Below are 11,205 nucleotides of genomic sequence, written 5' to 3' on the forward strand. Positions count from 1 at the left end.
GGCGGATCAGCCCGTGATGGAGGCGCCGAGGCCGTCGACGCGGTAGATGCGGCTGGGCGTCGCGAAGCGCACCGCGGCGCTCAGGCTGTTGGCCACCGCCAGATGCAGCGCGCCGTCGGCCTCGAAGAAGGCGGCGTCGGTGCCGCCCGAGGTGGCGAAGCGCGCGGCCTCGACCAGCCGGCCGTCGTCCATGCGGAACACGACCGACTCGAGCTCGGGGATCGGCGCCTCGCGCGTGCCGTGCAGAAAGTTGACGAGCACCAGGTGCCCGCCCTCGGCGTCGCCGCGCCAGGCGAACTCGCGCCCGCCCGGGCCCGCGAGCACCTGGTGCACCGCGAAGCCACCGTCCTGCCAGCGGTACAGCAGCGTGTCGCCATGCAGGTTGGCGAAGGCCAGCCAGGCCTGGCCCTGGGTCTCGAAGAAGCAGAAGGCGCGTCCGCTCTGGCCATCGAGCTGCTGGAACAGCTCGAAGCGCTCGCCGTTCCAGCGCAGCAGCAGCGAGGGCACGGCATGGTCGGCATGGGCCAGCAGCCGCTCGCCGCCGAGCTCGAAGAAGGCCCAGTTGTAGCCCCAGGCCGAGGGCACGTCCTGGAACGGCACGAAGCGCGTGCCGTCCCATTCGAGGAGGCACGACGACACCGGCCGCGCGGGCTGCTCCCCCGGCAGGGTCACGCCCTGTGCGAGCGCGAGGAAGTGGCGCTCGCCGATCGCGAAGTGGTGCCACTGCTTGGCCGCGAAGCCGTCGATGCGCTGGAAGGGCTCGAAGCGGCCGTCGACCAGCTCGAAGATCGTCGACGGCACGGCCAGCGTGTAGGGATCGCGCCCGCTGCGCAGGCTCGCGGTGGCGAGGAAGGCGCGTTCACCGATGCGGAAGAACTCGGCGTCCTCGCCGCCGGGCACCGGCAGGCTGGCATGCGGCACGAAGCGCCCGCCGTCCCAGCGGTACACGGGCATCTCGAGGTCGCTGTCGCCCAGCGTCATCTTCGCGGGCTGGCCCTCGACATCGCGCGCCAGCTGCGGCACCGCGAGGTAGCGCGTGCCGCCGTGGACGAAGCCGGCCACCGCGCGCGCGCCGGTGGTGGCGAGTTCCTGGATGCAGTTCAGTTGCATGGCCGGGCTTTCGATCGTGGAGGCATCCATGGTCTCAGAACCCGAACAGCCGCGCCGGGTTGTCGGCCAGGATGCGCCGGCGCGCGGCGGCGTCGGGGATCCAGTCGCCCAGCAGGTTCAGCAGCTCGCCGGTGTCGCGCCCGCCCTCGGGAATGTGCGGCCAGTCGCTGCCCCAGATCACGCGCTCGGGCACGGCCTCGACGATGGCCTGCGCGAGCGGGCGCAGCCGCTCGTAGTTGCCGTCCTTGGCGAGCCGGTACGGGCCCGAGAGCTTGAACCAGCCGCGGCCGTCGTGCACCGCGCGCAGCAGGCGGTCGAAGTCGGCGCGCGTGAGGCCGTCGCTCTCGAGCATGTAGCCCATGTGGTCGATCACGAAGTCGCTCTCGATCTCGGGCAGGAACGGGATCAGGTCGCGCACCACCCAGCCCGGCGTGTAGAACTGGACATGCCAGCCGAGCGCGCGCGTGCGCTCCACGCTGCGCGCGATGAAGCGCTGCAGCTCGGCCGTGGGCAGGCCCGAGCGCAGGAACAGGTCGAGCCGCAGCGCGCGCACGCCGCGCGCATGCATCGCGGCGAGTTCTTCCGCCGAGGTGCCGTCCTCGACCATCGCCACGCCGCGCGCGGCATCGCCCGCGAGGTCGAGCGCATCGAGCATGCAGCGGTTGTCGGTGCCGTAGAAGCTGGGCTGCACGATCACGAAGCGCTCGAGGCCGAGCACGCCGAGCGCGGCGCGCAGTTGCGGCAGGTCGCCGTCGGGCAGCGTGTAGTGCGGCGCGGGCACGCGCGGGTAGCGCGCCTCGGGGCCGAACACGTGCACGTGCGCGTCGCAGGCTCCTGCGGGCACCTCGAAGGCGGCGCGGGTCAGGGTCTGCGCGTCGCGCATCGGCTTGGAAACGAGGATCTGGTCGGTCATGGAAAAGGTCGGATCGGAAATTCGAAGAAGCTCAGTCCAGCAGCACGGCGCCGTCGAACGGCCGCACCGAATCGAGCGCCTGCGCCACGCGCTCGTGCAGCACGGCGAGCAGCAGGTCGGTGTCGATGCCGGTCATGAGGAAGGGCGCGGCGCCGCGGCGGATGCAGTCGGCCACGTAGGCAATGTCGGCCACGCCGCCGATGGCCAGCGGCTTGCCGACGCGCGCGCAGGCCGCGAGCGCGGCGTCGTGCGCCTCGCGCAGCAGCGGATGCACGGCGGAGCCACCCGCAAGGTTCATCTCGGCGCCGAGGTCGTTGCTGCCGATCGCCAGCAGATCCACGCCCGGCACCCGCGCGATGGCCTCGATGTTCTCGATGCCGCGCGGGCTCTCGATCAGCAGCTTGACCACGGTCGAACGGTTGGCGCGTTCGCGCAGTTCGGCGGCCGGCAGCCGGCGGTAGCCGAAGGCGGGCAGCGCGGCGATGGCCGAGCGATGGCCCTCGGGCGGGAAGCGGCAGGCCGCGACCACGTCGGCCGCCTGTTCGGCCGTTTCCACGCGCGGCACGATGATGCCGGCCGCGCCCGCGTCGAGCAGCCGGCCGATCACGCCGTATTCGCGTTCGGGCACGCGCACGAAGGGCACCAGGCCGATGTCGAGCGCGGTGGCGCAGATGGCGCCGGCCGCGTCGATCGGCATCGCGCTGTGCTCGAGGTCGACCCAGATCGCATGGTGGCCGCTGGCCTTGGCCAGCCGCGCGATCTCGGCGCCGCGGGCATGGCGCACGCCGAGCGCGGCCACCCACTGGCGACGGGCGAGCCGCTGCATCACGGGGCTGGTGCTGCCGGCGGAGGCCGGCGAAGGGGTGTCTCTTGTCTCCATGGCGGCGACTGTAGGCAGTCGGCCTTATATTTGGAAATACTGATTGGTCACAGATTTCCATACGCAGGAGATATCGATGGAACTACGGCATCTGCGCTATTTCGTGGCGGTGGCGGAGGAGCTGAACTTCACGCGCGCGGCGCAGCGGCTGCACATGGCGCAGCCGCCGCTGAGCACGCAGATCCGCCTGCTCGAGGAGGAGCTGCAGGTGCGCCTGCTCGACCGCGACAAGCGCCGCGTGCACCTCACGCAGGCCGGGCGCCACTTCCTCGAGCGCGCGCAGGCGATCCTCGCCTCGGTGGAATCGGCCAAGGGCGAGGCGCGCGACGCGGCCACCGGCGGCATCGGCAAGATCGCGCTGGGCTACACCGCCTCGTCGATGCTCTCGGCCACGCTGCCGGCCGCGATCCGCGAGTTCCAGGCCGCGCATCCGCGCATCGCGCTGGCGCTGCACGAGATGACCTCGCTCGACCAGCTCGACGCGGTGCACGGCCACCGGCTCGACCTCGGCATCCTGCGCCATCCCAACGTGCCGATCCCCGCGGGCATCGCGATCGAGGCCTGGTACCAGGCGCCGCTGATGGTGGCGGTGCCGGCCACCCATCCGCTGAGCCAGGCCCCGGTGCGCATCGCCGACCTGCGCGACGAGCCGTTGATCCTCTACCCGCGCCATTCGGGCATCGGGCTGTACTGGAAGGTGCAGGAGCTGTGCTCGAAGGCGGGCTTTCGCCCGCGCATGGTGCAGGAGGCGCGCGACGCCTCGACCATCGTCGGCCTGGTGTCGGCCGGCGTGGGCCTCGCGATCGTGCCCAGCGGCACCGAGTCGATCCGGCTCGAGGGCGTGGTCTATCAGCGGCTGCGCGAGAAGAGCGCCGTGTCGGCGCTGCACCTGGGCTACCGCGAGGCCGACCCGAACCCGTACCTGGGCCTGCTGCTCAAGCAGCTGCGGCGTTCGGCACGGGTCTGAGAACGTGTTTGTGATCTATTCATGGTGCCCGTTGCCCCGCAAAGCTGGCAGGTGCAAGGCGCAAAGCGCAGCCGGGCTGGTGGCCCGGCGAGCATTTGCAACGCCGCAGATGCCAGCTTTGCGGGGCAACCCGAAGGGCAAGGCAGCAAAACGCCGCACTCGTCGTTGCGCACCTTGTCCAGGCATCAGCCTGGACTGCGGCGCGCGCCTAGATTGCGACGCTTTGCTGCCTTGCGGGCACCATGAATAGATCACAAACACGTTCTGAGCGGACTCAGGCCGGCACGGCGTCGATGTTCGGCCGGTCCCAGTGCCGGTGCTTCGCGATCGCGGCCACGAAGTCCTGCGCGATCTGCTGCGCGGCGCTGGCATCGCCGAGGTTAGTGACCGGCGTGGCCGCCACCACCACGCCCGGCGGCAGGCTGTCGGCCGGCGTGTCGGCGGCGATGCCCAGGGTGGAAAGCAGTTGCACGCCCTCGCCCACCGTGCACACGGCCTTGCAGTGCTTGAAGGCCTCGAGCACGAAGTGCACCGCGTCGCCGCTGGCGGCGAGCGCGCGCGCGCCCTCGGCACCCGCGGGCACCAGCACCGCGTCGAACATCACCGAGGGCATGTTGGCGAAGGTGGCGTCGGTGTCGACCTGGCGCTTGGAGCCGCTGACCACCGAACCCAGGCGCGGGCCCACGACCTTGCATTGGGCGCCGGCCTGCTCGAGCGCCTCGCGGATCGGCTTGAGCGAGGCCGAGTCGATGCCGTCGGCCACCAGGATCGCGATCTTGCGCGTGCGGATCGAGCCGTCGCCGGTGCCCGCCATGCTGAGCGCGGGCGATTCCTCGATCGGCAGGTGGATGCGGTGCTCGCGGAAGCCCGCGCGCCCGGCGGCGGCGCGCGCATCGGGCTCGCCGATGCCCAGCGGCTCGGCCACGCGGCGCGCCAGCTTCTCGTCGACGTGCGCGAGGTTGTCGACCATGCGCTGGCGGATCGCCGGCACCTCCACCTTCGACAGCTCGAAGCGGAAGGCCGCGACGATGTGCTCCTTCTCGGGCGCGCTCTGGCTCTCGAAGAACAGGCGTGCCTGCGTGAAGTGGTCGTCGAAGGTGTGGCTGCGGCGGCGCAGCTTGGGCGCCTCGTAGTCGGTGTCGGGATAGCTTTGGAAGCCGGCGCTGTCGCCGTCGACGCGGAACTCGGCGCCCGTGCCCAGCGTGTTGGGCTCGTAGGCGACCTGGCCGCGCGCGATGGTCTGGCGGTGCATGCCGTCGCGCTGGAAGTTGTGGAACGGGCACACGCCCTTGTTGATCGGCAGCTCGTGGAAGTTGGCGCCGCCCAGCCGCGAGATCTGCGTGTCGGTGTACGAGAACAGCCGGCCCTGCAGCAGCGGATCGTTGGTGAAGTCGATGCCCGGCACCAGGTGGCCCGGGTGGAACGCCACCTGCTCGGTCTCGGCGAAGAAGTTGTCGGGGTTGCGGTTGAGCACCATGCGGCCGATCTTCTGCACCGGCACCATCTCCTCGGGGATCAGCTTGGTGGGGTCGAGCAGGTCGAAGCCCAGCGTGCCTTCCTTGCCCTCGGGGATCATCTGCACGCCGAGTTCCCATTCGGGGAAGTCGCCGTTCTCGATCGCCTCCCAGAGGTCGCGGCGATGGAAGTCGGGGTCCTTGCCCGCGATCTTCTGCGCCTCGTCCCAGGCCAGGCCGTGGATGCCTAGCTTGGGCTTCCAGTGGAACTTGACGAAGTGGCTCTCGCCGCGCGCGTTGACCAGGCGGAAGGTGTGGACGCCGAAGCCTTCCATCATGCGCAGGCTGCGCGGGATCGCGCGGTCGCTCATGGCCCACATCAGCATGTGGGTGGTCTCGGGCATCAGCGAGGCGAAGTCCCAGAAGGTGTCGTGCGCGCTCGCGGCCTGCGGCATCTCGTGGTGCGGCTCGGGCTTCACGGCGTGGATCAGGTCGGGGAACTTCATCGCGTCCTGGATGAAGAACACCGGCACGTTGTTGCCCACCAGGTCGTAGTTGCCTTCGCGGGTGTAGAACTTGACGGCGAAGCCGCGCACGTCGCGCACGGTGTCGGCCGAGCCGCGCGAGCCGGCCACGGTGGAGAAGCGCACGAACACCGGCGTCTTCGCCTCGGGGTCCTGCAGGAAGTCGGCGCTGGTGAACTGCGACATCGACTTGTAGACCTGGAAGTAGCCGTGCGCCGCCTCGCCACGCGCATGCACCACGCGCTCGGGGATGCGCTCGTGGTCGAAGTGCGTGATCTTCTCGCGCAGGATGAAGTCCTCGAGCAGCGTGGGTCCGCGCCGCCCGGCCTTCAGCGAGTTGTGGTTGTCGGGGATCCGCAGGCCCTGGTTGGTCGTCAGCTCGGCCCCGTGGTCGAGCGTGAAGCCCTCGAGCTGCTGCTGCTTGGCATCGCTGGCGTCCCCCGCTTTGGAAGTCTTGGCGGGCTTGGCGCGCCGGGCGGCGGCCTTGTTCTGTGGCGTCATCGAGGGGCTTTCAAGGTGTCGTGAAGGGAGCTCAGGCTCATCCGGCGCCGCCGTTGTCGAGAAGCATGTCCAGCACATTCACCACGGCGACCAGGCAGATGCAGCCGGCGACGGCGGCAACGGACCAGATCAGGATCTCGTCGCCCCAGTTGGTGGCGAACGAGTCGAACAGCGACGAAAACTCCATGATTCCCTCCAGCAGACCGGTTGAACGCGCCCGTACGACCTGTCGAAAGATCGCTGGCCAGGACTTGCGACATCTCCCCGCCTGGCTTCGGATACGAGCGGAAACGAAGCGTAGGGTCGGCACCGCGCAAAACCCGTAGTGGCGCCCCGCCCCCGTCTGTGGGAGAGCGGGCGCCCCTGCGGTAGGAAGGCACCGACAGCGCGACGGCCTACGACCGATGCGCGCGTTGACCCCGCGCGCGCGGGGGTCGCAGGCCCCAAGATCGGCGTTGGGGAATCTCCCCCGCGAAAGAACCCATGCTCATCCGGATCGGCTACGACATCGAGCTCGCGCTCGCCACGGCCCCCATCGCGCCCACCGCGCTGGTCTACATGCTGCAGGTCCATCCGTCGCGCGTGGCGGACCTGCGCGGTGGCGGCGAGCAGCTCACGATCGAGCCGCCGCTGTTCACCGACCACTACTTCGACGCCTTCGGCAATGCCTGCGCCCGCGTGCAGATCCCCGCGGGCGTGACCAACGTGCGGCTGCGCAACCAGGCCGTGATCGCAGACCCGGGCACGCCCGACCCGGTGGACCGCGGCGCCGTCGAGCACGACCCCGCCGCGCTGCCGGTGGAAACGCTGGCCTTCCTGCTGCCCAGCCGCTACTGCGAAGTCGACAGCGAGCTGCTGCAGTTCGCCTGGGACCGCTTCGGCACCGTGGCGCCGGGCTGGTCGCGCGTGCAGGCGATCTCGGATTTCGTGCACGGCCACCTGCGCTTCGACTACGCCAATGCGCGCTCCACGCGCACCGCCGCGCAGGGCCTGCGCGAGGGCACCGGCGTGTGCCGCGACTTCGCGCACCTGGCGATCACGCTGTGCCGCTGCATGAACATCCCGGCGCGCTACGTGACCGGCTACCTCGGCGACATCGGCGTGCCGCCGGTGCGCTCGCCGATGGACTTCAGCGCCTGGTTCGAGGTCTACCTCGGCGACCGCTGGCACACCTTCGACGCGCGCCACAACCAGCGCCGTATCGGCCGCGTGACGGTGGCGCGCGGGCGCGACGCGGCCGACGTGCCGATCACGATGATGTTCGGCGCGCACACGCTGGCGCGCTTCGACGTGACGACCGAAGAAGAGCGCTAGCGCCGGGCGGCCCGCGGGGCCGGCCTTGTGGCACATTCAGGCGCCGCCCCACGAACCGCCAGCCGCGCATGAGCCACCTCGACCTGAACCTCGTTCGCGTGTTCGTCGCGATCTACGAAACCCGCAGCGTGACCCATGCGGCCGAGCGGCTCGACGTCACGCAGTCGACCGTGAGCTACGCGCTGGCCAAGCTGCGCAAGGTCTACCTCGACCGGCTGTTCTCGCGCGGCAGCGACGGCCTGGTGCCCACGGGCATGGCCGAGCAGCTGTTCCAGCGCTTCCGCGAGGCGCTGACCATGGTCGAGGGCACGCTCGAGCAGAACGCCAGCTTCGATCCGCTGCGCTCGACGCGGCGCTTCCGGCTCGCGATGTCGGACATCGGCGTGCTGTACTTCGTGCCGCCGCTGCTGCGCCGCTTCCAGGAGGTGGCGCCGCGCATCGAGATCGAGATCGCGCAGATCTCCGACACGCTGGGCGAGGAGCTGTCGACCGGGCGCCTGGACATGGCGGTCGGCAACATCCCCTCGCTGGGTTCGCCGATGCACGGCGCGCTGCTGTTCCGCGAGCACTACGTGTGCCTCATGTCGGCCAGCCATCCGAGCATCGGCGAGCGCATGAGCCTGGCAGCCTTCTCGGCGGCGCGCCACGTGATGGTGTCGTCGCCGCGCTCGGGCCACTTCCTGATCGAGGACATGCTGGCCGAGCGCGGCATCAACCGCAACATCGTGGCGCGCGTGCCGCAGTTCACCGTGCTGCCGCAGCTGCTGTCGCAGAGCGACCTGCTGGTGCTGCTGCCCTCGCGCGTGGCCGACCTCTACGTGCGCCAGGGCGGGCTCAAGGCGCTGCCGCTGCCCGTGCCGCTGCCCGACTTCCAGGTGCAGGCGCACTGGCATGCGCGCCACGAGTACAGCGCGGCGCACCGCTGGCTGGTCGACGAGATCGTGCGCACGCTCGGCAAGCTCTAGACCAGATAGCGCCGCACGGCCTCCTCGTCCCACGCGATGCCGGTGCCGGGCTCGGCCGGCGCGGTCGCCATGCCGTCCTCGAAGGCCAGCGGCCGCGCCAGCACCGGCGCCGCCAGGTCCATGCGCTCGAGCAGGTGGGCCGTCGGCGTCACCGCCATCAGGTGCACGCTGACCTCCTGGAAGATGTGGCTCGACATCGGCACGCCGTGCGCCTGCGCCAGCGCGGCGGCGCGCAGCCAGCCGGTCACGCCGCCGATCTTCATCGCATCGGGCATCGCGAGGTCGCAGGCGCCGGCCTGCAGCGCCTTGGCCATCTCCTCGGGACCGCACCAGTTCTCGCCCATCTGCAGCGGCAGGCGCACGCGCTCGCGGATGCGCGCATGGCCCGCGTAGTCCTCCTGCAAGGTGGGCTCCTCGACCCAGCCGATGCCCTCGTCCTCGAGCGCGCGGATGCGGCGCACCGCCTCCGGCACGCTCAGGCCCTGGTTGTAGTCCACCAGCAGCTCGACGCGCTCGCCGACGACGGCGCGCAGCGCGCGCACCACCTCGAGGTCCTCGGCCAGCGTGGCATGGCCGATCTTGGTCTTGATGGCGCGAAAGCCCTGCGCCGCCGCGAGCGCGGCGCGCTTCGTGCCGAGCGCGAGGCCGTCCATGCTGTGGCTGTCGTAGGCCGCGATGGCGCGGCGCGTGCCGCCCAGCAGTTCGACCAGCGGCACGCCGCGCGCCCTGGCCAGCGCGTCCCAGGCCGCCATGTCGAGCCCGGCGCCGGCCATCAGCGCGATGCCGGTGCGGCCCAGCAGGCGCAGCCGCTGCGCCAGCAGCCGGTCGAGGTCGAAGGGCGCGAGCGGCTGGTCCTTGAGCACGCTGCCCAGGGTCAGCACCATGCGCCGCGTGGCGCGCAGCGCGAGCGGCGTGTAGGTGAACAGGTAGGCATGGCCGACGGTGCCGTCGTCGGCGTGCAGGTCGACCAGCACCAGCGGCGCGGTCGCCACCACGCCCACGCTGGTGCGCACCGGATGCTCGAGCGGCACGTTGACGCAGCGCGCCTGCACGTCGGCCACGCGCAGGCCGGTGTCGGGAAGGGAGTTCATGCGTGCGTCGTTCCTCACAGGCCCAGGTAGGCGGCCTTCACGCGCTCGTCGCCGAGCAGCTGCGCGGCCGGTCCGCCCAGCGCGATGGCGCCGGTCTCGAGCACGTAGCCGCGATCGGCCACCGAGAGCGCGGCATGCGCGTTCTGCTCCACCAGCAGGATCGGGATGCCGCGCGACTTCAGCCGCGCGATGACGCCGAAGATCTCCTTCACCAGCAGCGGCGCCAGCCCCATCGAGGGCTCGTCGAGCAGCAGCATGCGCGGCTCGCACATCAGCGCGCGCGCGATCGCCAGCATCTGCTGCTGGCCGCCCGAGAGCGTGCCGGCCGCCAGCAGGCGCTTCTCGCCGAGCACCGGGAACAGCGCGTACATCTCGTCCAGCCGCTGCGCGCGGCGCTCGGCGCGCGTGTAGCCGCCCAGCAGCAGGTTGTCCTGCACCGACAGCGGGCCGAACACCTGCCGGCCCTCGAGCACCTGCGCCAGGCCGGCGCGCACGCGCGCGTCGGCGCTGTCGCGCGCGATCTCGCGGCCGAACAGGCGCACGCTGCCGGCGCTACCGCGGATCAGGCCCGAGACCGCGCGCAGCAAGGTGGTCTTGCCCGCGCCGTTGGCGCCGACCAGCGCCACCAGCTCGCCCGCGCCGACCTGCAGGTCGATGCCGTGCAGCGCCTCGATGCGGCCGTAGCCGGCGCGCAGGCCGCCGACTTCCAGTGCGATGCCGCTCATGCGGACGCCTCCGCCTCGGTGCCGAGGTAGGCCGCGATCACCTGCGGGTTGGCACGCACCTCGGCGGCGGTGCCCTCGGCGAGCTTGCGGCCGTAGTCGAGCACCAGCAGGTGGTCGGAGATGTTCATCACCAGCTTCATGTCGTGCTCCACCAGCAGCACCGTCACGCCCGAGGCGGCGATGCTGCGGATCAGTTCGGTGATCTCGTGGGTCTCGGTGTCGTTGAGGCCCGCGGCCGGCTCGTCGAGCAGCAGGATGCGCGGCCGGCTCGCGAGGGCGCGCGCGATCTCGAGCCGCTTGAGCAGGCCGAACGAGAGCTGCGTGGCATGGGCATGCGCATGGCGGCCCACGCCCACGTAGTCGATCAGCCGCAGCGCCTCCTCGCGCAGCGCGGCGTCGGCACGGCGCGTGGCGCCGGTCATGCCGCCCAGCAGCGAGCTGCGCGTGTGCAGGTGCGCGCCGAGCATCACGTTCTCGCAGGCCGTCATGTTCATGCACACCTGCAGGTTCTGGAAGGTGCGGCTCATGCCGCGCCGCGCGAGCCGGTCGGGCGCCATGCCCGCCACGTTCTCGCCGTCGAGCAGGATCTCGCCGCGCGTGGGCTCGTAGACGCCGCTGATCAGGTTGAACAGCGTGGTCTTGCCCGCGCCGTTGGGCCCGATCACCGAATGCACCGAGCCGGCGCGCACGCTGAAGCTCACGTCCTGCATGGCGTGCACGCCGCCGAAGGACTTGCTGAGGTTCTTCACTTCGAGCATGGC

General features: G+C 71.0%; 10 protein-coding genes and 1 pseudogene. 3 read left to right on the forward strand and 8 right to left on the reverse strand.

Annotation, left to right across the window (positions count from 1 at the left end):
• Positions 1-6: 6 nt before the first annotated feature.
• Genes AC07RV_RS36500 through AC07RV_RS36510 form a run of 3 tightly spaced genes read right to left on the reverse strand, consistent with a single transcriptional unit; the run spans position 7 to position 2,903 of the window.
• A complete protein-coding gene (locus AC07RV_RS36500; protein ID WP_492715617.1) occupies positions 7-1,110 on the reverse strand; it encodes a hypothetical protein in 1,104 nt (367 codons plus the stop codon).
• A gap of 34 nt (positions 1,111-1,144) precedes the next feature.
• Positions 1,145-2,023: an amidohydrolase family protein gene (locus AC07RV_RS36505; RefSeq protein ID WP_093350769.1), complete on the reverse strand. Its 879-nt coding sequence runs from the start codon at positions 2,021-2,023 to the stop codon at positions 1,145-1,147.
• A gap of 31 nt (positions 2,024-2,054) precedes the next feature.
• Positions 2,055-2,903, reverse strand: a complete 849-nt coding sequence (locus AC07RV_RS36510; protein WP_296787484.1) for an HpcH/HpaI aldolase family protein — start codon at positions 2,901-2,903, stop codon at positions 2,055-2,057.
• A 76-nt stretch (positions 2,904-2,979) separates the two neighbouring features.
• On the opposite strand from AC07RV_RS36510, the gene AC07RV_RS36515 reads away from it, so the two are divergent.
• A complete protein-coding gene (locus tag AC07RV_RS36515) occupies positions 2,980-3,870 on the forward strand; it encodes a LysR family transcriptional regulator (RefSeq protein WP_203204111.1) in 891 nt (296 codons plus the stop codon).
• A 274-nt stretch (positions 3,871-4,144) separates the two neighbouring features.
• Here AC07RV_RS36515 and katE read toward each other — a convergent pair.
• Positions 4,145-6,355 (reverse strand): annotated as a pseudogene (gene katE / locus AC07RV_RS36520) (catalase HPII); the annotation flags it as partial.
• A gap of 31 nt (positions 6,356-6,386) precedes the next feature.
• Positions 6,387-6,536, reverse strand: a complete 150-nt coding sequence (locus AC07RV_RS36525; protein WP_177239491.1) for a hypothetical protein — start codon at positions 6,534-6,536, stop codon at positions 6,387-6,389.
• Positions 6,537-6,832: 296 nt separating this feature from the next.
• On the opposite strand from AC07RV_RS36525, the gene AC07RV_RS36530 reads away from it, so the two are divergent.
• Both AC07RV_RS36530 and AC07RV_RS36535 read left to right on the forward strand, forming a co-directional pair.
• On the forward strand, positions 6,833-7,663 hold the full coding sequence (locus AC07RV_RS36530; protein ID WP_093350757.1) for a transglutaminase-like domain-containing protein: 831 nt from the start codon (positions 6,833-6,835) through the stop codon (positions 7,661-7,663).
• Between the two features lie 68 nt (positions 7,664-7,731).
• Positions 7,732-8,628, forward strand: a complete 897-nt coding sequence (locus tag AC07RV_RS36535) for a LysR family transcriptional regulator (protein WP_296781686.1) — start codon at positions 7,732-7,734, stop codon at positions 8,626-8,628.
• On the opposite strand, the gene AC07RV_RS36540 is transcribed toward AC07RV_RS36535, so the two are convergent.
• Genes AC07RV_RS36540 through AC07RV_RS36550 form a run of 3 tightly spaced genes read right to left on the reverse strand, consistent with a single transcriptional unit; the run spans position 8,625 to position 11,202 of the window.
• Entirely contained in the window at positions 8,625-9,719 is a 1,095-nt protein-coding gene (locus AC07RV_RS36540; RefSeq protein ID WP_296781687.1) for an enolase C-terminal domain-like protein, read from the reverse strand. The genes AC07RV_RS36535 and AC07RV_RS36540 overlap by 4 nt on opposite strands.
• Positions 9,720-9,733: 14 nt before the next feature.
• Positions 9,734-10,444, reverse strand: a complete 711-nt coding sequence (locus tag AC07RV_RS36545) for an ABC transporter ATP-binding protein (RefSeq protein ID WP_296781688.1) — start codon at positions 10,442-10,444, stop codon at positions 9,734-9,736.
• Positions 10,441-11,202 carry an ABC transporter ATP-binding protein gene (locus tag AC07RV_RS36550; RefSeq protein ID WP_296781689.1) on the reverse strand — a complete coding sequence of 254 codons (762 nt, stop codon included), beginning with the start codon at positions 11,200-11,202 and terminating at the stop codon, positions 10,441-10,443. The genes AC07RV_RS36545 and AC07RV_RS36550 overlap by 4 nt, the downstream gene beginning before the upstream one ends.
• Positions 11,203-11,205: the final 3 nt, after the last annotated feature.

Source organism: Variovorax sp. GW821-FHT09B01 (genome assembly GCF_059418345.1).